This window comes from Dickeya sp. CFBP 2040 (assembly GCF_012273755.1).
GTDB classification, from domain to species: Bacteria; Pseudomonadota; Gammaproteobacteria; order Enterobacterales; family Enterobacteriaceae; genus Dickeya; species Dickeya poaceiphila.
In genome coordinates, this window is record NZ_JAAVXH010000087.1 from 112,786 (window position 1) to 133,640 (window position 20,855).

The 20,855-nt window shown below is 56.8% G+C and carries 20 protein-coding genes; 8 read left to right on the forward strand and 12 right to left on the reverse strand.

Annotation, left to right across the window (positions count from 1 at the left end):
- The first annotated feature begins 267 nt into the window (after positions 1 to 267).
- Positions 268 to 1,278 carry an HTH-type transcriptional regulator GalR gene (galR, locus tag Dpoa2040_RS12250; RefSeq protein WP_042872617.1) on the forward strand — a complete coding sequence of 337 codons (1,011 nt, stop codon included), beginning with the start codon at positions 268 to 270 and terminating at the stop codon, positions 1,276 to 1,278.
- Between the two features lie 517 nt (positions 1,279 to 1,795).
- On the opposite strand, the gene Dpoa2040_RS12255 is transcribed toward galR, so the two are convergent.
- The 5 genes from Dpoa2040_RS12255 to Dpoa2040_RS12275 all read right to left on the reverse strand — a co-directional run bounded on the left by Dpoa2040_RS12255 (position 1,796) and on the right by Dpoa2040_RS12275 (position 6,319).
- Entirely contained in the window at positions 1,796 to 2,269 is a 474-nt protein-coding gene (locus tag Dpoa2040_RS12255; protein ID WP_168641416.1) for a GNAT family N-acetyltransferase, read from the reverse strand.
- A 3-nt stretch (positions 2,270 to 2,272) separates the two neighbouring features.
- Entirely contained in the window at positions 2,273 to 3,040 is a 768-nt protein-coding gene (locus Dpoa2040_RS12260; RefSeq protein ID WP_042872620.1) for an FCD domain-containing protein, read from the reverse strand.
- Positions 3,041 to 3,153: 113 nt separating this feature from the next.
- Positions 3,154 to 3,471 carry a PTS sugar transporter subunit IIB gene (locus Dpoa2040_RS12265; RefSeq protein ID WP_168641417.1) on the reverse strand — a complete coding sequence of 106 codons (318 nt, stop codon included), beginning with the start codon at positions 3,469 to 3,471 and terminating at the stop codon, positions 3,154 to 3,156.
- An 8-nt stretch (positions 3,472 to 3,479) separates the two neighbouring features.
- Positions 3,480 to 4,916 carry a glycoside hydrolase family 1 protein gene (locus Dpoa2040_RS12270; RefSeq protein ID WP_168641418.1) on the reverse strand — a complete coding sequence of 479 codons (1,437 nt, stop codon included), beginning with the start codon at positions 4,914 to 4,916 and terminating at the stop codon, positions 3,480 to 3,482.
- A gap of 62 nt (positions 4,917 to 4,978) precedes the next feature.
- Positions 4,979 to 6,319: a PTS sugar transporter subunit IIC gene (locus tag Dpoa2040_RS12275; RefSeq protein ID WP_168641419.1), complete on the reverse strand. Its 1,341-nt coding sequence runs from the start codon at positions 6,317 to 6,319 to the stop codon at positions 4,979 to 4,981.
- Positions 6,320 to 6,553: 234 nt separating this feature from the next.
- On the opposite strand from Dpoa2040_RS12275, the gene Dpoa2040_RS12280 reads away from it, so the two are divergent.
- Entirely contained in the window at positions 6,554 to 6,880 is a 327-nt protein-coding gene (locus Dpoa2040_RS12280) for a PTS lactose/cellobiose transporter subunit IIA (RefSeq protein WP_042872629.1), read from the forward strand.
- A gap of 130 nt (positions 6,881 to 7,010) precedes the next feature.
- Complete coding sequence (locus tag Dpoa2040_RS12285; RefSeq protein WP_168641420.1) at positions 7,011 to 8,021, forward strand: LacI family DNA-binding transcriptional regulator; 1,011 nt, start codon at positions 7,011 to 7,013, stop codon at positions 8,019 to 8,021.
- Between the two features lie 24 nt (positions 8,022 to 8,045).
- Here the strand turns inward: Dpoa2040_RS12285 and lysA are convergent, their stop codons facing one another.
- Positions 8,046 to 9,308, reverse strand: a complete 1,263-nt coding sequence (gene lysA, locus Dpoa2040_RS12290) for a diaminopimelate decarboxylase (RefSeq protein ID WP_168641421.1) — start codon at positions 9,306 to 9,308, stop codon at positions 8,046 to 8,048.
- A gap of 125 nt (positions 9,309 to 9,433) precedes the next feature.
- Between lysA and Dpoa2040_RS12295 the strand changes: the two genes are divergently transcribed.
- Entirely contained in the window at positions 9,434 to 10,369 is a 936-nt protein-coding gene (locus tag Dpoa2040_RS12295) for a LysR family transcriptional regulator (protein ID WP_168641422.1), read from the forward strand.
- Between the two features lie 10 nt (positions 10,370 to 10,379).
- Here Dpoa2040_RS12295 and Dpoa2040_RS12300 read toward each other — a convergent pair whose 3' ends face one another.
- Genes Dpoa2040_RS12300 through Dpoa2040_RS12320 form a run of 5 tightly spaced genes read right to left on the reverse strand, consistent with a single transcriptional unit; the run spans position 10,380 to position 14,946 of the window.
- A complete protein-coding gene (locus Dpoa2040_RS12300; RefSeq protein ID WP_168641423.1) occupies positions 10,380 to 11,372 on the reverse strand; it encodes an ABC transporter ATP-binding protein in 993 nt (330 codons plus the stop codon).
- Between the two features lie 33 nt (positions 11,373 to 11,405).
- Entirely contained in the window at positions 11,406 to 12,188 is a 783-nt protein-coding gene (locus Dpoa2040_RS12305) for an ABC transporter permease (protein ID WP_042872638.1), read from the reverse strand.
- Between the two features lie 20 nt (positions 12,189 to 12,208).
- Positions 12,209 to 13,051 carry an ABC transporter permease subunit gene (locus Dpoa2040_RS12310; RefSeq protein WP_042872640.1) on the reverse strand — a complete coding sequence of 281 codons (843 nt, stop codon included), beginning with the start codon at positions 13,049 to 13,051 and terminating at the stop codon, positions 12,209 to 12,211.
- Positions 13,048 to 13,872 (reverse strand): alkaline phosphatase family protein, encoded by an 825-nt coding sequence (locus Dpoa2040_RS12315; protein WP_168641424.1) that lies wholly within the window; start codon positions 13,870 to 13,872, stop codon positions 13,048 to 13,050. Before Dpoa2040_RS12315 ends, Dpoa2040_RS12310 begins: the two co-directional genes overlap by 4 nt.
- Before the next feature lie 21 nt (positions 13,873 to 13,893).
- Entirely contained in the window at positions 13,894 to 14,946 is a 1,053-nt protein-coding gene (locus tag Dpoa2040_RS12320) for an ABC transporter substrate-binding protein (protein ID WP_042872646.1), read from the reverse strand.
- Positions 14,947 to 15,203: 257 nt separating this feature from the next.
- Here Dpoa2040_RS12320 and Dpoa2040_RS12325 point away from each other — a divergent pair, with 257 nt between their 5' ends.
- From Dpoa2040_RS12325 to pspG, 3 genes are all read left to right on the forward strand, one after another.
- Entirely contained in the window at positions 15,204 to 15,911 is a 708-nt protein-coding gene (locus tag Dpoa2040_RS12325; RefSeq protein WP_168641425.1) for a UTRA domain-containing protein, read from the forward strand.
- 359 nt (positions 15,912 to 16,270) lie between these two features.
- Positions 16,271 to 17,287, forward strand: coding sequence for a tRNA dihydrouridine(20/20a) synthase DusA (gene dusA, locus Dpoa2040_RS12330; protein ID WP_246867295.1), 1,017 nt, complete (start codon positions 16,271 to 16,273; stop codon positions 17,285 to 17,287).
- 191 nt (positions 17,288 to 17,478) lie between these two features.
- A complete protein-coding gene (gene pspG / locus Dpoa2040_RS12335; protein WP_042872656.1) occupies positions 17,479 to 17,754 on the forward strand; it encodes an envelope stress response protein PspG in 276 nt (91 codons plus the stop codon).
- 558 nt (positions 17,755 to 18,312) lie between these two features.
- Here the strand turns inward: pspG and Dpoa2040_RS12340 are convergent.
- Complete coding sequence (locus tag Dpoa2040_RS12340; RefSeq protein WP_168641426.1) at positions 18,313 to 19,308, reverse strand: quinone oxidoreductase; 996 nt, start codon at positions 19,306 to 19,308, stop codon at positions 18,313 to 18,315.
- A gap of 108 nt (positions 19,309 to 19,416) precedes the next feature.
- Between Dpoa2040_RS12340 and dnaB the strand changes: the two genes are divergently transcribed.
- Complete coding sequence (gene dnaB / locus Dpoa2040_RS12345; RefSeq protein WP_042872660.1) at positions 19,417 to 20,820, forward strand: replicative DNA helicase; 1,404 nt, start codon at positions 19,417 to 19,419, stop codon at positions 20,818 to 20,820.
- Positions 20,821 to 20,855 lie beyond the last annotated feature (35 nt).

The following is a 20,855-nucleotide window of genomic DNA, read 5'->3' on the forward strand; positions in this document are numbered from 1 at the left end:
GAAAAAGCAACGATAGCTCACTCAACATACGCCAGTATGCAAATCAGCGCATTAGATGAAAAAACCGGATTAACTTATCCAACCATTACTGGCAACGACTTTGTCACATTTCCCTGCGCGATTGTGACAGTTTAATGACAGACAGCAACGCACCAGCGCTGAAAGTTGCGATCCCCGCCTCTTGCGGTCGTGGCCTAATTCCGTGACACTCAGACAGTCACTCGATTCAGCGCACCATTTTTACACCAGGAACCACAGGAAACTTCCATGGCCACCATTAAGGACGTCGCCAGGCTGGCGGGTGTGTCGGTCGCCACCGTATCACGCGTCATCAATGATTCGCCCAAAGCCAGCGAACAAGCGCGCAGCGCCGTACTGCAAGCCATGCAGCAGTTGCAATACCATCCGAATGCCAACGCCCGTGCGCTGGCCCAGCAGTCAACCGAAACACTGGGGTTGGTGGTATCCGACGTGTCCGACCCGTTTTTCGGCACCATGGTCAAGGCGGTGGAGCAGGAAGCCTACCGTACCGGTAACTTCCTGTTGATTGGCAATGGTTATCATATGGCGCACAAAGAGCGTCAGGCCATCGAACAGCTAATTCGTCACCGCTGTGCGGCGCTGGTGGTTCACGCCAAGGCGCTACCGGATGAAGAGCTGGCGCAGTTGATGGAACAGATTCCGGGTATGGTGCTGATTAATCGTATTATGCCGGGGTATGAAGCGCGTTGCGTGGCGCTGGATAACCGCTACGGCGCCTGGCTGGCGACCCGTCATTTAATCCTGCAAGGGCATCGTCAAATCGGCATTTTATGTTCCAACCATGCCATTTCCGACGCCGATGACCGTCTGGCTGGCTACCGGGATGCACTGGCCGAACATAATATTACGCTGAATGAACAGTTGATTGCCTACGGCGAGCCGGACGAAAGCGGCGGTGAAGCAGCAATGACCACGCTGCTGGAGCGTGGCCGGCCAGTCACTGCGCTGACCTGCTACAACGACCCAATGGCTGCCGGCGCGCTGGCGGTACTGAGTGATAACGATATTCAGGTGCCGCGAGATATGTCGCTGATCGGCTTCGATGATGTACTGTTATCGCGTTACCTGCGCCCGCGACTGACCACCATCCGTTATCCGATTACCGCCATGGCGACGCAGGCAGCGCAAATTGCGCTGGCGCTGGCCAACGACACGCCATTGCCCAATGCCATCAACCTGTTCAATCCCACGTTGATTCGACGGCATTCCGTCGCCAGTTTGAATAATGGGCACTAATGGTGCGTCAGGGCTGTTAACAAACAGCCGCATTGTCTCACTAATAATGGATTTATGTCTGGTTGGTGAATGGTTTCGTGCGGGATAAACCGTGTCGTTTCTTTGCTATTTCATCGCACGCACGACAAGGAGAGGTGCAAGCGCCACCTCTCCTTGACCACTGGCTAGCGGCTAAATTATGAACCCTGACGGGTTCACCCTTGCGGGCCAGCGCAAGCGCTGTTCCATTTTGCGTTGCAAAATGGTGTGCCGCTAACGCGGTGCCTTCGACGCTCGTCTTCGCTGTTCGGGCCGCCCGTGACGCGGTTACTCGCCCCATTCCTGGGGCTCGCCCTACGGGCCAGCGTCAACGCTGTTCAAAAACGCTCCCGGCGTTTTTGTCCTGCGCGGCACGGGCTTTCGCCGCGTCCATGCGGCTCACCCGGCGAAGCCGTTCGTCTCAGCACAGTTTTTGACGCCGATAAACCGATTACCTGAACCTTAATCTGCTTGCTGATAGCTCCGCAAACCACTCGGATTAACTTAATGAGCGGTGGTACAGCCGCACGGTTTTATCGGGGTAATCCGGCGCATCGCCGATGTAACGCCAGCCGTGACGTTCGTAGTAACCGCTGAAACCAGCGTACAGGTAGAGAGAGTCAAAACCGCAATCACGGCTGAATTCGATGACAAAACGCTGAAGTTCGGCGCCCAGACCACGGTCGCGGTAGCGCTCGTCTACATACAGCGCCGCCAGCCACGGGGTTAAATCCTGACGGCTTATCAAATCGCAGCGCCACAACCCGACCGTGCCCACCAGTTGGTCGCCCTCCAGCGCCACAAACGTCAGCGGCAGCGCGTTTTTATCCATGCTGTGATGGACTATGCTGGCAAAAAAATCCCGACTCAGCCCGTCGCCAAACGCCTGCCACAGCCAATCGATGACCTGCGCCTCACAATGCGGATAATCCGCCAGAAAGCCAATGGTTGGCTTAATTTCCATCATCGTCATACGTCAGACCAGTTTTCCCTGAAAAATCGGCACTGAATCGAACAGATAGCCGTCAAACTCCGGCGCTTGTGCGTCGGAAATCTCCATCAGAGTGGTTTTAACGTTTTCCAGATGCTGCCACATCGCCTGATACGACCCGCTGACATCACGACGACGCAGCGCCGCCAGTATCGTCTGATGGTCCGCCAGCCATTTCAGCCGGTAACCATGGTTGCCGACATGGCTGTAAAGCTGCTGCCAGATAGGGCTTTCATCCCGGCAGGACCAGATATTGCTGACGGTTTCCAGCAACATCTGATTTTGGGTAGCACCCGCCACCTGCAGATGAAAAATTTTATCGAAGTCGCTGCGGTAATCATTAGCGGCGATAGCCGCCTGCTCCTGTTCCAGCGTGCGCCGCAGGATATCAATATCATTGCGGGTCGCCATGCGCGCGGCAAACGCGGCGATATTGCTTTCCAGCAATTGACGCGCCTGCAACATTTCAAACGCACCGATGCGGTTTTGCGCATTAGGGGACGGCTCCTCCACCGACGGCACGCGCAGCACATAGACGCCAGAACCCTGACGAATATCCACCGTGCCTTCCAGTTCCAGCATCAGCAACGCTTCACGCACGATGGTACGGCTCACACCGTAGGTTTCTGCAATATTCCGCTCCGGCGGAAGACGCGCCCCAACCGGGTACTCCCCCTGCTGGATTTTCTCCCGCAGGTCACACCCTATCTCCTGGTATTGCTTTCTTTCTTGTAGAACCACAACCTTTGCCACAATGTCACCCTGAACGGCCAAGAATTGAACATCGCTGCCGTACCGACGTTGGGCCGGAGAACCGCATGGCCGGGAAATCCGGCCCCCGGCCATACACTACAGCAATCAGAAATTCAGTTTACCAAACTCAGCGCCTGATCGAGTACCTTTGCACCGTTCAAGGTGCCGTAGGCTACCGGGTCTATCACCGCGATGGGGATGTGGTACTCGTCGGTCAGCTTTTTGTTTTCCGCCAGTTTGAAGCGCACCTGTGGTCCCAGTAGCACCGCAATGATATCGTCGCCATAAGTCTGTAATTCATCCCGCAGGTTCTGTTCAGGAATGGCGTAAATCTGATATTCCATGCCACGTGCAGCCGCTTCTTTTTCCATTTTAGTCACCACCAGCGAGGTAGACATGCCTGCCGAGCAGGCCAGTACAATCCGTTTCATCTTTCCCCCTATTTATCTTCATCGTCCAGTTCGAATGCCAGCACGCCGCTGTCTCGCACCTGACGGAACCAACCTGCCGATTTCTTAGGCCGCCGCTGCCGGTCATGCTCCAAATCGATTTCAATCAGGCCATAACGGTTCTTAAACGCGTTCATCGGCGAGACGTTGTCGGTAAACGCCCACAGCATGTAACCCAGACAGTTGGCACCGTCTTCACGCGCCTTCAGCGTCCAGTAAAGGTGCTCGGCGATAAACGCGATACGGTAGTCGTCCTGTATCACGCCGTGGCGGTCTTTGAACTGGCCTTCGTTTTCGATCCCCATGCCGTTTTCCGACACAAACCAGGGCACGTTGCCGTAGTCATCCTTCAGGCGCATCGCCATGTCGTAAATAATGCGGGGATTGATCTCCCAACCACGGGACTTATTCATGCGGCGGCCAGGCAACTCAAAATGCTCGTAGTAGCAGGCTGGATGGAACGGCGTGTTGCTGTTCCAGGCCCGACTGGGCGCTTTGACCCGGTGCGGGTAGTAGAGATTGATCCCGACCTCGTCCACGGTGTTGGCGCGGATAATCGCCAGCTCGTCGGCGTTGTAATCCCAGTTCACCTGATGCTTTTCCAGCAGCGCCAGTAATTCCGCCGGGTATTCGCCCTTCAGCGCCGGGTCCAAAAATACCCGGTTGTAGAACAGGTCATACAGCCTTGCTGCTTCCACATCGTGTACAGCGCGGGAGCGCGGATAGGTGACCTCAGGATTGAGGATCACCCCGATGCTGCCGCCCTGCTGGTGATAACCTTTGTCGCGGAACAGTTGCACCACGTTGGCGGTTGCCAGATTCTTGTGGTGGTTCCACTGCATCCAGACGCCGGTGTCCTGCTGGTAGGGGTAGCGCACCGCGTCCAGATAGACGCGGGTTTGCACCACAATCGGTTCGTTAAAGGTGAACCAGCGTTTGACCTTGCCGGCATAACGGGCGAACACCGCGTCGGCGTACTGCACGAACCACTCCACCACCTGCTTCGACGACCAGCCCTGATACTTCTCAAACAGCACCGCTGGCAACTCATAGTGTTCCAGACACAGCATCGGTTCGATGCCCTGACGGCGCAGTTCGTCAATCAGGTTATCGATATAAGCGGCGTACTCCTCATCCACCACGCCGTTTTCATAGTCCAGCATAAAGCGCGACCAGTTGATGGAGGTGCGAAAGTGCGTCAGCCCAGTCTGTTTCATCAGTGCCACGTCTTCGCGGTAGCGGTTATAGAAGTCGGTGGCGACCGCCGGGCCGTAGCCGTTGTGCCATACCTGACGATCACGCTGGTACCACAGGTCCAGATAGGAATCCTGCCCATTCTTCTTGCCTGACCACCCCTCGGTCTGCCAGGCGGATGCCGCCGCCCCCAGAATAAAGCCCTCAGGCAGGGTGATTGATACCTTGCTCATGCCTGTCTCCCTTGCGTTTTTCGATTCGCTTCGTTTTTCACGTTGCTCAGTTCTTCACTTCGCTAATGCTTCGCTTCACTGACCTGCCCGGCCTCCGCTTCCCGCTGCGCCTGCTCGGCACGGCGAGATGCGACGTTGACGAACGGCAGATAAATCAGGGTGGCGACAATGATGCAGACCACCTGCGTTGCCACCGCGCCCATGGAACCGGCGGTGGACAGCCAGGCGTTGATAATCGGCGGCGTGGTCCAGGGCACCATCACCACCGCTTTGCCGGCAAAACCCATGCTGGTGGCGAAGTAACCGATGGTGCCGGTAACCAGCGGCGTGATAATGAACGGGATCGCCAGAATCGGGTTGAGCATGATCGGCATACCAAAAATCACCGGTTCATTAATGTTGAACACGCACGGGCCAAAGGAGATTTTGGCAATCTCTTTCATCTCTCGGCGTTTAGAGGCGATCATCACCGCCAGCAACAAGCCGATAGTCAACCCGGACCCGCCGATACTCATGTACACATCCCAGAACGGCATGGTGATAATGTTCGGCACCTCGTACCCCTGCTCAAACGCGGTCATGTTCACCGCAATCGCCCCCAACAGCAGCGGCTCACGGATTGGCTTGATCATCTGGTTGCCATGGATGCCGATAACCCAGAACAACTGCGCTACAAACATCAGGATCAATAGCCCCGGCAGGCTCTGCACCACGGATTCCAACGGCTGCTGCACCACTTTGTAGATGGCGTCATACAGGTACATACCGGTCACGTTCTGGAAGGTAAACCCGAAGGTCGCCACCAGCGTGACGGTGATGATCGCCGGGATCAACGCCGAAAACGACGCTGACACATTCGGTGGCACGCTGTCCGGCATCTTGATACGCAGTCGTTCTACCGATTCCAGCTTCGAATAGATTTCCACCGAGGCAATGGCGATAAACATGCCGAGAAACAGGCTTTTGGTATCGGAGAACTGGCGCGCCAGCACGTCTTTCACCGGCAACGTCTGGCCGTTGATCACCATATCGATGGTGGTAGGGGTGATGGAAATAAAACAGATCACCGCCAGCAGGCCAGGAAACAGGCTGCGGGAGCCGTTGATTTTCCCAAGCTCAATGCCAATCAGGAACACCGCGCCAATGGTGAGAAAATTCAGCGTGGCATAGTTAATACCGCTCATAATCGGCTTGAGCGGCGCCAGAAATGAAAACAGGGCGAAACTCGCCAGCCCGTTCCTGGGGTCCAGCACCATGTTGGAGATCAGCACAGAGAACGCCCCCACGATGATCACCGGCATCAGCGTGATAAACGAGGCTTTGATCGCCATGATGTATCTCAGACTATTGAACTGGTTGGCAAACGATCCCAATGCATCGATGGCCTGATCCTTGAATGACATAACTCCACCTCTTTGATTTACCGGCATGTCAGGGGTTGTTGTTATCAGAGGCTATCGCCCCCGTAGTGGCCGTTACGCGCGGAAGAATAGACGTCAGGTTCAGCGCTTTCGCGTTTGGCATACCAAAAAATAAAACAAACGAATAATTTTTCTGTGACATTGTTCTCACAGGCCAATATTGGAATTCCAATAGCATGTACACCAGCAAATCTGGCATACCAAGAGGACAGTTTGATGGAACTGGATATGGAACAAACCGTGATGGAACTGCTGATCAACGCCGGCGAAGCGCGTTCCTGCGCCATGATGGCGATTCAGGCCGCACGAGCGCAGGACTGGTCGCAAGCCGAGGCGCAGTTGCTGGCCTCGCAGGAAGCCGCAAAAGCAGCTCATCTGATCCAAACCCGGTTGATCGGGCTGGATGAAGGCGAAGGCAAAGTGCCGGTTAACCTGATTATGGTACACGCACAGGATCATCTGATGACCGCGATGCTATGCCGGGATCTGGCTGAAGAACTGGTGCTGCTGCGCAAGGAGCTGTGTGGCCGCCCGTCAGCCTGACTCACACCACGGCTGAAAGACGGTAATATTCTGCGCCCGCGCCACTGACACCGTTCCCGTATGCTAGTATGTGAGCAGAATTGATAACAACTCTGTGAAAGACTTCGGTAAAACAGGGAAGGGACAAACGATGATAACCATGCTTGATGTGGCAAATCATGCTGGCGTATCCAAAGCAACGGTATCACGGGTGCTGAATGGTACAGGCCAGGTGAAACAAAGCACACGAGATGCCGTATTCAGGGCGATGGAAGAACTGGGCTATCGCCCCAACTTTCTGGCGCGCTCGCTGGCACAACGCAGCTCAAATAGCCTTGGGCTGGTGGTATCCAATTTCGACGGTCCCTATTTTGGCCGCTTGCTGCGCCGTGCGGCGGAACGCGCTGAAACCAGCGGCAAACACCTGATCGTGACCGACGGTCACGATACGCCGGAAGACGAGCAGCAGGCGGTGCAGCTACTGATTGATCGCCGTTGCGACGCCATCGTGCTCTACACCCGCCACATGTCCGACGCCGCCCTGATGTCGCTGCTGGAACAATCCAGAGTGCCTATCGTCGTCATCAACCGTCACCTGCCAATGGCACCAGACCGTTGTGTCTGGTTTGAACAACAGCAGGCGGTGTTTCAGTTGATTGACTATCTGGTACAGCAAGGGCACCGCGACATTGCCTGCATCACCGGGCCAATCAATACCCCAACCGCCCATGCACGTCTGGCAGGTTATCGGCAGGCACTGGATCACCATCATATTGCTTATGATCCGCTGCGGGTGATCAACGGCGACAATCTGGTGTCCGGCGGTTATCAGGCGGTACGTGAACTGCTGGCGCATGGCGTCGATTTCTCTGCGATCTTCGTCAGCAACGACGATATGTGCATCGGTGCGATGAAAGCGCTGCTCGAAGCGGGCAAGCAGTTGCCGCAAGATGTATCGCTGTTCGGCTTTGACGACATCCCCAGCGCCCCTTATCTCAGCCCGGCGCTATCTACGGTGTATTTACCGATTGAAGAGATGACCAGCGCCGCTATCACGCAGGCACTAAAACTGAGCGAGGGCAATCCCGTCCAGCCCATCGCCCCATTTACCGGCGAGTTGAAACAGCGCGCATCGGTGACAAAAGGCCCCTACGCGCACTGAAGCAGCACCTGGCGGCGGTTACGGTTACACCCGCTCCAGCGCCAGCAGTTCGTCCAGCGTCTGGCGGCGGCGAATCAACCGCGGCTGCCCCTGCTCAAACAGCACTTCAGCGATTAACGGGCGGCTGTTGTAGTTGGAAGACATCGAAGCACCGTAGGCGCCGGTATCATGGAACACCAGATAATCGCCCACCTGCGCCGCTGGCAACGCCAGCGTTTCCACGCCCCCACCGGCCTGCTGGGTAAACACATCGCCGGATTCGCACAGCGGCCCGGCGACCACGGTGTCACGCAACGCTGACTGGCTCAGGTCGCGCCCATCGCCCGGCAACAGGGTAATGTGATGGTAACTGCCGTACATCGCCGGGCGCATCAGGTCGCTGAACCCGGCGTCCACCAGCACAAAATGACGGCTGCCCATGTCTTTCACCGCACGCACCTGCGCCACCAGCACGCCGGACTCCGCCACCAGAAAACGCCCCGGTTCGATTTCCAGCGTCACCGGGTGACCCAGATGAGCAGCAATCTGCTCCCGCGCCCGGTTCCACAAGCCATAATAATGCTGGGTATCAATGCGCTCACCACCATGGCGATACGGAATAGACAACCCACCACCCGCGGAAATCGCCGCCAGATCCTGCCCCACCGCCAGCACCTGCTGCACCATCGCATCGCATACCTGCTCCAGATGCCCGTAATCAACGCCGGAGCCAATATGCATATGGATACCAACCAATTTCAGGTGGTAACGACTCAATGCTTCCAGCGCCTGCGGCAAATCGGCATACCAGATACCGTGTTTGCTGTTTTCGCCGCCGGTGTTGGTCTTCTGGCTGTGACCGTGACCAAATCCCGGATTAATACGCAACCACACCGGGTGACCCGGCGAGCGCTCGCCCAGTTGATGCAACATGTCGATGGAACCGGCATTTACCGGAATGTTCAGTGCGTGCACCCGTTGCAGCGTGGCGTCATCCAGCACATCGGCGGTAAATACGATCTCATGTGCGTCAGTACCCGGCTCAAAACCGGCTGCCAGTGCGCGTTCGATCTCTCCCAGCGATACCGAATCCACCTTCACGCCCTGCTGGCGCATCAGCTTTAAAATATGCAGGTTAGAACAGGCTTTCTGCGCGAAGCGGATGGTATCGAACTGGCGCAACTGACCGATACGCTCAATGATGGTATCAGCGTCGTAGGCCCATAACGGACAACCAAAACGCTCCGGCAGCGCACGCAGGCTCTGCACGTTCAACGCATGAGAAAGGTCATTCAGATCATGTGGCATGGATATATTACCGAAACGTTATTAGATAGCTAAATTGTGCTGGCCCGCAGGCTATAATGCCAATATCCTTTTTCGCAGGTTCCATTCATTTTTGATATAGGAATACTGAACAAAAAGAGGGAAACATGGCTGATATTTCTCTGCGCCACATTGAGATCTTTCATGCGGTAATGACCACCGGCAACCTGACAGAAGCGGCGGACCTGCTCAATACCTCACAACCAACGGTCAGCCGTGAGTTGGCGCGTTTCGAGCATCTGGTGCAGATGCCGCTGTTCGAACGTATCCGCGGGCGGTTGCACCCTACCGCACAAGGATTGCAATTATTCGAAGAAGTGCAGCACTCCTATTATGGGCTGGAACGCATCGTCAATGCGGCGCGTGATATCCGCCAGTTCCGGCAGGCACCGCTCTCGGTAGCGTGTCTGCCGGTGTTCTCCCAGTCGTTGCTACCCGAAGTCTGCCAGCCGCTGCTGGCGCGCTACCCCGAACTCAACCTGCATGTCATCCCGCAGGAGTCGCCGCTGCTGGAAGAGTGGCTGTCGGCGCAACGTCACGATCTGGGGCTGACGGAAAACCTGATGACGCCCGCCGGCACCGAACGGCAAACGCTGATGGAATTAAATGAAGTCTGCGTGCTGCCTGTCGGTCACCCACTGGCGCGCAAGGCGGTGCTGACGCCGGAAGATTTCCGCGACCAACCGTTTGTCAGCCTGTCCAGCACCGACAGTTACCGGCAATTGCTGGACCAGCAGTTTGAGCAGGCGAATGTAGCGCGGCGACTGGTATTGGATACCCACAGCGCCGCCTCGGTGTGCGCGATGGTGCGCGCCGGAGTAGGATTATCGATAGTCAATCCACTCACTGCGGTGGATTACGCCAGCAGCGGCGCGGTAGTGGTACGCCGTTTCAGCATCGATGTGCCGTTTACCGTCAGCCTGATTCGCCCGCTGCACCGTCCCCCCTCGGCACTGGTGGAACAATTTACCGAACAGCTACTCGCCTTCGCGGGGCACTTTCCCGCACGGTTACAGCGCGTGCTGGCGGCTAACCCGGTCTAAAAAACGCCCTTTACGCCACCTCACGCAACGCGCTGAGGTCTATCTGTACTCCAACCCGGCTACCGGCTGGGTGCAGATCGGCCATCGCGCGATTGAGCACATCCACCGACAATTCCACCTCGCGGATACGTATCCGGTAGCGCACCACGTTGCCCAACAGGCTGTGACCGATGATTTCCCCATCCATCCCCTGCTCCGGTGCGCATAGCAGCACGGACTCCGGGCGCAGCGCCACCTGGCCGGAAAACCGCTCGCCGGTCAGGCGCATCGCCTCGTCGGCGCTCAGCAGATTGTAGCTGCCGATAAACCCGGCGGCGAACAGGCTGGCAGGCTGGGTATAGAGCGATTCGGCGTCGCCGTTTTGCACGATTTCACCTTTGTTCATCAGCACAATGCGGTCAGATAACGTCAGCGCCTCTTCCTGATCGTGGGTGACGAAAATCGTCGTCAGCTTCAGTTCCTGCTGGATGCGCCTAATCTGCTCGCGCAGATGGCGTCGAATACGGGCATCCAGCGCCGACAGGGGTTCATCCAGCAACAACAGCCGTGGGCGCGTCACCAGCGAGCGCGCCAGCGCCACGCGCTGACACTGACCGCCGGATAACTGATGCGGATAACGGCGAGCGTAATCGCCCAGTTCCACCAGCGCCAGCACCTCTTCCACCCGGCGGTGCATCTCACCAGTGGGCAGTTTCTGCATCTTCAGGCCGAACGCCACGTTGCCTTCAACCGTCATGTTGGGAAACAACGCATAGTTCTGGAACACCATGCCGATATCGCGCTGTTGCGGCGACAGCGGCACGATATCACGGCCTTGTAGCAGAATCTGGCCGCTGTCCACCGCAGTCAGTCCAGCCAGACAGCGCAACAGCGTCGATTTGCCGCAACCGCTCGGCCCCAGCAGCGTGACAAACTCGCCTTCGTCGGCAGAAAACCGGATATCCTGAAACACCCTGGTCGGCCCGTAGTGTTTGTTTAGATCGATGACGTCAAGGTAGGCCATGTTCAGCGAGTCCCTTTTTATTTATTACGTAATTCATTGATTGCGATTCAGCACGTTCGCCAGCCAGGTCACCAGCAGCACCACCAGAAAATAGGAGATCACCAGCGCGCTGGTGAAATGCCCGCTGTCGTTGCGTTTGTTATAAAGGTAGACCTGCAAGGTTTCGTAATTGGTGCCCGCCAGCAGATTGGCAAACACAAACTCGCCAATCAGGAACGAAAACGACAGCAGCACCGCGATCATCACCCCTTTACGCAGGTTGGGCAGCACCACCCACAGCGCCGCCTGCCTGGTGCTGGCACCGAGCAGATGCGCCGCGTCCAGCAGTTCCTGTAAATTGATGGCCTGCATATTGTTAGCAATGGCACGATAAATAAACGGCAGCGCGATGGTGAAATAACAGCCGATCAGAATCCACGGGGTGCCGGTCAACGCCAGCGGTGCGGCGGAGTAAAGCTGTAACAGCCCCACCGACGACACCACCGGCGGTACCGCAAACGGCAGCAGAATCAGCACATTCATCAGCCCGTCCAATTTTGGAAACGCCCAGGCGATGACAAACATCGCCGGCAGCACCAGCAGCAACGAAAACAGTAATGCGCCGAAGCAAATCAGCAGCGAGTGGCCCAGCGCCACCAGAAAACGGCTGTCGCTCCACAGTTCCGTAAACCATTTCAGGGTCAGCCCCTGCGGCAGAATGGTCGCGCCCCACTCGGTCGCCAGCGCATAACCCAGCGTGGCGAGCAACGGCAACATCAGTATCAGCAAGATAAACCACACCACCAGCAGGTGGTAACGGCGCTCAGCACGGGACATGGCGGCCTCCGGTGACAGAATTAACGGGCAGCATGGAGGTAACTCCGGCGCAGCAGCCATTGGTGAATCACGGTAATCAGCGCCATCAACAGTACCAGCAACATGGACAGTGCGCTGCCCAGATTAGGGTCCAGCGAGATATCGCCGGACACCAGCGCCGCAATGCGAATTGGCACCACGTTGAAGTTGCCGGTAGTGAGCGCGTACAAGGTGGCGTACGCCCCCAGCGCATTGGCCAGCAGGATGACGAAGGTGCCGAGCAACGCCGGCGTCAGCACCGGAATGCCGATGTGCAGCCAGTAACGCCAGCGGCTGGCGCCCAGCAGCGCCGCCGACTCTTGCCATTCGCTGCGCAACCCGTCAAACGCCGGATAGAGCAGCAAAATGCCGAGCGGAATCTGGAAATAGGTATAAATCAGGATCAGCCCGTTGCGGGAATACAGATTAAAGCCATCCAACAGCCCGTTCTGCCGGAGCAACAGGGTAATAAAACCGTTCAGCCCCAGCATGATCACGAAAGCAAACGCCAGCGGCACACCGGCGAAATTGCTGGTCATGTTGGCGAACGCCATCACAACGCGTCGCAGCCGCCCTTCTCCCAGCTGTTGCAGCGAATACCCTCCCACCAGCGCGATAATCAGCCCGTACAGACTCGACCAGAACGAGATATCCAGCGAAAAGCGCATCGCCTGCAAATAGAACGGCGAGGTCAGCAGGTCACGGTAATTCGCCAGCCCCCAAGCGCTTTCCGCGTCACTGTAAAAACTGTTGATCGCCATCCACACCAGCGGGGCTATCTGAAAGGCGATAAACACCCCCAAAAACGGCAACAGAACCAGCGCCGCCAGCCATCGAGTCCTCACGCGCGCGCCTCCATCATGCCTTTTGCCAGCAGATCGCGGCTCACCGGCTTGTCATGCGTCACGCCAAGCAACTGGCACACCGTGCCGCACAGCTCGGTTTGCTGCGGCGCGGCGTCCGGGTGCAGTGAGAATGCGTCGCCGAACACGTACAACGGCACCTGACGCTCTTCCGGCAATGTGCCGCCGTGGCTGCGGTCATCATTCATGCCGTGATCGGCAGTCACCAGCACCTGGTAGCCCTCGTCCAGCCAGCGCGGCATCCAGTGCGACAGGTAGCCATCCGCCATACGCGCCCGATTGCGGTACTGCGGGGTAGACAGGCCGTAGCGGTGCCCGGCGTCATCAATGTTCATCGGGTGAATCAGCAGAAAGTCCGGCTGGTAACGCAGGCGCAGACTTTCTGCATCTTCAAACAGGTGGGAGTCGGGATAACCGTCATCATGGTAGAAATGGCCGTACTGGATCGGCAGCGACGGCTCAACGGTATGACGATCACGCACCGCCTCAAACGGCGTGCGGTTGTACAACTCGCTGATCCAGTGATACGCCGCTGCCGCCGTGGTTAACCCGGCCTCGCGGGCGTAATGGAAAATGCTGCGCTCACCGCTCAGCCGGTCAACGCCGTTGTGGATGATGCCGCTTCGCACCGGCGTTGCACCGGTAAGAATGCACTCATACAACGGGCGCGACAGCGACGGTAGCTCGCACTCCAACAGATAAAGACAACCGCGCCCGGCGGCACACTCCGCCTGCAGGTAGCCCATCGCCTCGCGTCCGACCTGAAAGCTCAGCCCGTCCAGTATCACCAGAATCGTTTTCATCCCGCACTCCCGAAGGCGTTCTTACTGCTTCATGTTGATGATGACGTTTTCCTGCCACAGACGCGGCAGTGCTTTCACAGTCTTGTCCCAGGCGCCGGCGTCAGCAATCGGACGGGCATTCTTGTATTGCTCCTGCGACAGCAGTTTGGCTTTCACGTCATCCGGCAGGGTAATGTACTGCGCGCGGATCGGGCGGGCGTAACCGCGCGCCAGGTTGATCTGACCGGCGTCGGAGAAGATGTACTCGCGCGCCAGTTTGGCGGCATTCGGGTGTTTGGCGTATTTGTTGATGATGGTGGTGTAACCGGAGATCACCGAGCCGTCAGACGGGATCAGCACCTCGAAACGATCTTTGTTGATCGTATCGCGGTAGTTCAGGCCGTTGAAATCCCACACCACACCGACCTGCACTTCACCTTTCTCGATATTAGCGATAGCCGGGTTGGTCAGACCGAGGCGGCCTGCTTTGGCCAGTTTGGCAAAGAAATCCAGCGCCGGTTTCAGGTTCTTCTCGTTGCCGCCCAGCGCGAAACTGGCTGCCAGTACGCCGCTGGATGCCTGAGATGCGGTGCCCACGTCGCCGATGGTCACCACGTAGTTGCCTTTTTGCAGGTCTGCCCAGCTATGCGGAATGTCTTTTACCTGCTGTTTATCAACGATAAACGCAATGGTACCGGTGTAGGCCATCGCCCACTGACCGTCCTTATCTTTCGCCCAGTCCGGCACCTGTTCCCAGGTGGTCGGCTTGTACGGCTGACTCACGCCTTTTTGCACCGCGACCGGGCCGAAGGCTACGCCTACGTCGCCGATATCGGCACTGGCGTTCTCTTTTTCAGCGGCGAATTTGGCAATCTCCTGCGCGGAGGACATATCGGTATCGCTGTGCTTCAGGCCGTATTTGGCGCTCAAATCGTTCCAGGTATCCTTCCAGTTAGCCCAGCTGTCCGGCATACCAACACTGTTAACTTCGCCTTCGGCGCGAGCGGCTTTTTCCAGCGCGGCCACATCCTGCGCCATCACGGCACTCGAAAACAACGCGCTGCTGATTAACACAGAAGACAACAATCTTTTCATCATAATGCTCCATAGCAAGGGGAGTGATACGCTGTTGGTCTGAACGCTTCTGGTCTAGACCAGCAATAAGTACGCCAATTCAGCACACGGCGATGACGTTTTTATGTCAGCAACGAGACAAAATGGTGGCAGCACCGGTTCTGCCACCATTTGTTGTGATGTGTGGCCCATCTGCTGCGACGCTCCGGCAGGCGTGCAACCATGGCGTCAACAATCCCTGCTATGGTGCAGGCTGCACAACATCAAGGCTCTAACAGATGACAAAAACACAACCGACCGCCGTCACCCAGATTGCCGATACGCTGCTCAAACGAATGCAACGAGGCGAGTTCGCCAACGGACGACTGCCGTCCGAACGGGTGCTCAGCGAGCAGTTTTCCACCACCCGCATTACCCTGCGCGAAGCGCTCACCCTGCTCGAATCGCAAGGCATCATCTATCGGGAACTGCGGCGCGGTTGGTTCATCTCACCACCGCGGCTTGGCTATAATCCGCTGCACAGAAGTCACTTTCATGAAATGGCGGAAAAACAGGGGCGTAAAGCCGCCACCGAGGTGCTGGAAGCTGGCGTGATTGCCGCGGGCACGGCAATCGCTCGCCATCTGGAACTGGAAGAAGGTACGGAGATCTACCGCATCCGTCGCCTGCGACGCCTTGACGGGCGCGCGGTGCTGTATGTGGAACACTACCTGAACCCGGCCTGGTTTCCGGGCTTGCTCAACAGCGATTTGACGCGTTCACTCACCCAGCTTTACCAGTCGCAATATGACATTCGCTATGGCCGGGTGCGCTTCACCATGCTGCCGACGCCGCTGCCGCCGGTCGCAGCCCCGGCGTTAAAGCTCGCCCCCGGCAGCCCGGCGCTGTTTATCACCCGCATCAACCGCGACCAGCATGACCGCATCATCGACTGCGACTGCGAATACTGGCGTTACGATGCGCTGTATATTGATGTTCAGGCGTGAGTGATGAAGTGATGAGAGAAACTGAATAAATCGCCGGAGAATATCGTTAACAGGCTATCCCCATGAACCCGTAACACCGAAATAAGAACCAATCCCAATAGGCGTCATTGGTGCAACCAGTTTGGGCACGGACAGAGGGCGAGCACAGCAAGTAAACCGAAGCGTACACCTAGTACGTGAGAGTTTCGGACTGCCCAGGCCCAAACTGGCAAGTGAAATAGCGCTATTGGGATAGGTTCTAAATACAGTACCGCCGGTTAGCTAACGCGCAAGGAATAACGCCGAGACAACCATTGCGCTATCCTTAAATCACGTTATATTACGCCTCTTGTTTTTCCCTGGTAGCGAGTCCACGCGCAATGAGCGATACCCATCCCATGCCGCCTTCTTCTTTATCTGCATCCACGTTCTGGCGCGGTCGTTTTTCCGTCGCCCCGATGCTGGACTGGACTGATCGCCATTGCCGCTACTTTCACCGGTTACTGAGTCATAACGCGCTGTTGTACACCGAGATGGTGACCACCGGGGCGATTCTGCACGGCAAGGGGGATTATCTGGCCTACAGCGAGGAAGAGCATCCGCTGGCGTTGCAGCTTGGCGGCAGCGATCCGGCAGCGCTGGCGCAATGCGCGCTACTGGCGGAACAGCGCGGCTATGACGAAATCAACCTCAATGTCGGCTGCCCGTCCGACCGGGTGCAAAATGGCCGTTTCGGCGCCAGCCTGATGGCGGAATCACAACGGGTGGCAGACTGCGTTAAAGCGATGCGCGAGCGCGTCAGCATTCCGGTCACGGTGAAAACCCGCATCGGTATCGACGATCAGGACAGCTACGAATTCTTATGCGATTTTATCCGCACCGTTTCCGAACAGGGCGGCTGCGATACCTTTATCGTGCACGCCCGCAAAGCCTGGCTTTCCGGCTTAAGCCCGAAAGAAAACCGGGAAATCCCGCCGCTGGACTACCCGCGCGTCTATCAACTCAAGCGCGATTTCCCCTCGCTGACGCTGGCGATTAACGGTGGCATCAAAACGCTGACTGAGGCGCAACAGCACCTGCAATACGTAGATGGCGTGATGGTGGGCCGCGAAGCCTATCAAAACCCCGGCATACTGGCGCAGGTTGACCGCGAGCTGTTTGGGGCAAACACAGCAGTGCCGAATCAGGCCGCCGTGGTGCAGGCGATGTACCCGTATATCGAACGTGAGCTTTCCGGCGGCGCCGCGTTAGGCCATATCACCCGTCACATGCTGGGTTTATTTCAGGGCGTGCCCGGCGCACGCCAGTGGCGGCGTTATCTGAGCGAAAATGCCCATAAACCCGGCGCAGACGCCACCGTGGTGGAACGCGCGCTGGCGCTGGTTAATGTAGCCTGAAAAAAACCAACTATTGGTCTTTTTGACTAACACAGTATCGCCACTCTGCTGACTGTCGCTGATAAATCAATCAGTTATCAGCGACAACTTCTGGCACGCTTCTTGTAATACCCCTCCTGTAAGCATCATGCGGCACGCAGAATAATCGTTTCCCCTGCGCAAGACGCGATCTAACGGCTAAGGAGCACACCATGCTGGAAATTTTCTTCGTTATTGGTTTTTTTATCATGCTGCTGGTTACCGGCGTGTCACTGCTGGGGGTGATGGCGGCACTGTTTGTTGCCGCCATTTTTATGCTGGCTGCCGGACTGTTTGCGATAGCAATAAAAGTACTGCCGTGGCTACTGCTGGCGATCGTGGTGGTGTGGCTGTGGCGCGGGTATCAGGGCGGGCCAGTGTGCGGCACATACCGCTACCGGTATCGCAAAAAATACGACTGGCGTCACCGCCGGGGCAATGACTGGTAAGAAAAGAAGAAGGAAACGACTGAATCACAAACGAAAATACCAGGTAATACCACGCTGGCGGCAAACGTATTAAATATGAAACTGTGCGCCAGCAAATATTTTTTCCTTATTGTGGCTGTTAGCATAGCGCTTACTGTTTAGTGGTTCCCGGTTCAAGGGAAACCCACTATACCCGTCATACTTCAAGTTGCAGGTGCGTTGGCTTTCCTCGCTCACCCCAGTCACTTACTTGAGTAAGCTCCTGGGGATTCGCTGCGTCGCCGCCTGCCTGCAACTCGAATTATTTTGGGTATACACGATTTCATCATCGTCAGGAAAATAATAGCCACACAGCGGCACCTTCATGACGAGTTCCACACTGTACCCTACATACAGTTGATGAAATTAACCGCATGGCTAAACCGCCTGCGGAATAACACCGGTTCTTAACGAGCCGGTGTTATTTTTTCCAGATATCCTCTCTGAATAACCCGCTCTTCATCCCGCATCCCGCATCCCGCCGCCTGCTTACGTGAAGTACAACAAGGCGCACGTGCTAACGGATCACCACACGCTTCATTATGATCCGGAACCCGGAATCAGCAGGCATGATCCTTGAGTACTGCGGCTTTCCAGCGCCCGATGGGCGGACTGTGCATCTTCCAGCACAAACTTCTGGCTATCCGGCACCTCCACTTTGATGGCGCCGCTGGCTATCAACCCGAACAGCTCGCGGCTGGCCTGTTCCAGCTCCTGCCGGTTGGTGATATAGCTGAACAACGAGGGCCGGGTCACATACAGCGACCCTTTCTGATTAAGGATGCCGAGATTGACCCCGGTCACCGGACCAGACGAGTTGCCGAAACTCACCATTAACCCGCGCCGTTTCAGACAGTTCAGCGAGGCTTCCCAGGTGTCTTTACCGACCGAGTCATACACCACCGAGACTTTTTCTTCGTGGGTCAATTCCAGCACCCGCTGGACGATATCTTCCTTGCGATAGTTAATGGTGGCCCAGGCTCCCGCCTGTTTTGCCAGTTCGGCCTTGCTATCAGAACCGACGGTGCCGATAAGCTTCACCCCCAACGCTTTCGCCCACTGGCAGGCGATAAGCCCAACGCCGCCTGCCGCCGCGTGGAACAAAAATATCTCGCCCGGCTTCACTTCATAGGTCTGGCGCAACAGGTAATACACCGTCAGCCCTTTCAGGAAGGACGCCGCCGCCTGCTCAAAGCTGATGTCATCCGGCAACAACGTCACTTTGTCCGCCGGTACGTTATGCCGCTCGCTATACGCGCCCAGCGCAGACTGGGCATACACCACGCGGTCACCCACGTTGAGGTGTTGCACATTCGCCCCGACTTTGACCACCACGCCAGCCGCTTCGGTGCCCAGACCAGAAGGAAACGACGGCGGCGAGTACAGCCCGGAACGAAAGTAGGTATCGATAAAATTCACGCCGATGGCGCGGTTTTCCACCTGAACGTCGTTAAGGCCCGGCTCACGCGGCGTGTAATCCACATACTCCAGCACTCCCGGCCCGCCGTGGTCGCTGAACTGAATACGTTTGGCCATGATGATCTCCTCGCTCTATTCTGGTCATCGGACGATATGTCATTCTGTGTTTAGGATATACAATGCTCCCATCACTTAAGGTAAATCAACCCGTAAAGAACGCGTTTCATGGCAGAAAAAAAACCAACTAAACCGGCAGAATCCCGCGACCGTCAGGTAGAAGGGCTAAAACTTCCGCCCCATTCCATCGAAGCGGAACAGTCGGTGCTAGGGGGGTTGATGCTCGACAACGAGCGTTGGGATAACGTCGCCGAGCGCGTCTCCGCCAACGACTTTTTCAACCGCGCCCACCGGCTGATCTTCAACGAGATGCAGCGCCTGCTGGAAATGAGCAAGCCGATTGACCTGATCACCCTGTCAGAGTCTTTGGAGCAAAAAGGCGAGCTGGAATCCGCCGGCGGGTTCGCCTATCTGGCGGAACTGGCGAAAAACACCCCCAGTGCGGCGAATATCGGCGCGTATGCCGACATCGTGCGTGAACGTGCGGTGGTGCGCGAGATGATCGCCGTCGCCAACGAAATCGCCGATGCGGGCTACGACCCGCAAGGCCGCAGCAGCGAAGAACTGCTGGATCTGGCCGAATCACGCGTGTTTCAGATAGCGGAAAATCGCGCCAGCAAGGATGAAGGCCCCAAAAGTATCGACCGTATTCTGGAAGATACCGTGTCGCGCATCGAACAGCTTTATCAGCGCCCGCATGACGGCGTCACCGGCGTGTCCAGCGGTTATCAGGATCTGGATAAGAAAACCGCCGGTTTGCAGAAATCAGACCTGATTATTGTGGCGGCACGTCCTTCCATGGGGAAAACCACCTTCGCCATGAACCTGTGTGAAAACGCCGCCATGACGCAGGAAAAACCGGTACTGATCTTCAGTCTGGAGATGCCCGGCGAGCAGATCATGATGCGTATGCTGGCCTCGTTGTCGCGCGTCGATCAAACCCGCATTCGTACCGGCCAGCTCGACGACGAGGACTGGGCGCGCATTTCCAGCACCATGGGGTTGCTGCTGGAAAAGCGCAACATGTACATCGACGACTCCTCTGGCCTGACGCCTACCGAAGTGCGCTCCCGCGCCCGCCGGGTATTCCGCGAGCACGACGGGCTGAGCCTGATCATGATCGACTACCTGCAATTGATGCGGGTTCCTTCATTGTCTGACAACCGCACGCTGGAAATCGCTGAAATTTCCCGCTCGCTCAAAGCATTGGCAAAAGAATTGCAAGTACCGGTTATCGCGCTGTCGCAGCTCAACCGTAGTCTGGAACAGCGCGCCGATAAACGTCCGGTCAACTCCGACCTGCGTGAATCCGGCTCCATCGAGCAGGACGCGGACCTGATCATGTTTATCTACCGTGATGAGGTCTATCACGAAAACAGCGATCTGAAAGGCATCGCGGAAATTATTATAGGGAAGCAGCGTAACGGGCCGATTGGTACCGTACGCCTGACCTTTAACGGGCAGTGGTCGCGTTTCGACAATTACGCCGGGCCACAATATGATGATGAATAAATTACGCTGATGAATACATCACGCGGATAACGACA

Bases quoted from the DNA above. Each gene is read 5' to 3' on its own strand.
- lysA (WP_168641421.1), bottom strand. From the start codon at position 9,308: ATGCCACATGATCTGAATGACCTTTCTCATGCGTTGAACGTGCAGAGC.
- Dpoa2040_RS12305 (WP_042872638.1), bottom strand. From the start codon at position 12,188: ATGTCCCGTGCTGAGCGCCGTTACCACCTGCTGGTGGTGTGGTTTATC.
- Dpoa2040_RS12275 (WP_168641419.1), bottom strand. From the start codon at position 6,319: ATGTCATTCAAGGATCAGGCCATCGATGCATTGGGATCGTTTGCCAAC.
- Dpoa2040_RS12300 (WP_168641423.1), bottom strand. From the start codon at position 11,372: ATGGCCTACCTTGACGTCATCGATCTAAACAAACACTACGGGCCGACC.
- Dpoa2040_RS12340 (WP_168641426.1), bottom strand. From the start codon at position 19,308: ATGGCCAAACGTATTCAGTTCAGCGACCACGGCGGGCCGGGAGTGCTG.
- Dpoa2040_RS12285 (WP_168641420.1), top strand. From the start codon at position 7,011: ATGATAACCATGCTTGATGTGGCAAATCATGCTGGCGTATCCAAAGCA.
- Dpoa2040_RS12325 (WP_168641425.1), top strand. From the start codon at position 15,204: ATGACAAAAACACAACCGACCGCCGTCACCCAGATTGCCGATACGCTG.
- galR (WP_042872617.1), top strand. From the start codon at position 268: ATGGCCACCATTAAGGACGTCGCCAGGCTGGCGGGTGTGTCGGTCGCC.
- Dpoa2040_RS12280 (WP_042872629.1), top strand. From the start codon at position 6,554: ATGGAACTGGATATGGAACAAACCGTGATGGAACTGCTGATCAACGCC.
- Dpoa2040_RS12255 (WP_168641416.1), bottom strand. From the start codon at position 2,269: ATGACGATGATGGAAATTAAGCCAACCATTGGCTTTCTGGCGGATTAT.
- dnaB (WP_042872660.1), top strand. From the start codon at position 19,417: ATGGCAGAAAAAAAACCAACTAAACCGGCAGAATCCCGCGACCGTCAG.
- Dpoa2040_RS12315 (WP_168641424.1), bottom strand. From the start codon at position 13,872: ATGAAAACGATTCTGGTGATACTGGACGGGCTGAGCTTTCAGGTCGGA.
- Dpoa2040_RS12320 (WP_042872646.1), bottom strand. From the start codon at position 14,946: ATGAAAAGATTGTTGTCTTCTGTGTTAATCAGCAGCGCGTTGTTTTCG.
- dusA (WP_246867295.1), top strand. From the start codon at position 16,271: ATGAGCGATACCCATCCCATGCCGCCTTCTTCTTTATCTGCATCCACG.
- pspG (WP_042872656.1), top strand. From the start codon at position 17,479: ATGCTGGAAATTTTCTTCGTTATTGGTTTTTTTATCATGCTGCTGGTT.
- Dpoa2040_RS12265 (WP_168641417.1), bottom strand. From the start codon at position 3,471: ATGAAACGGATTGTACTGGCCTGCTCGGCAGGCATGTCTACCTCGCTG.
- Dpoa2040_RS12295 (WP_168641422.1), top strand. From the start codon at position 9,434: ATGGCTGATATTTCTCTGCGCCACATTGAGATCTTTCATGCGGTAATG.
- Dpoa2040_RS12270 (WP_168641418.1), bottom strand. From the start codon at position 4,916: ATGAGCAAGGTATCAATCACCCTGCCTGAGGGCTTTATTCTGGGGGCG.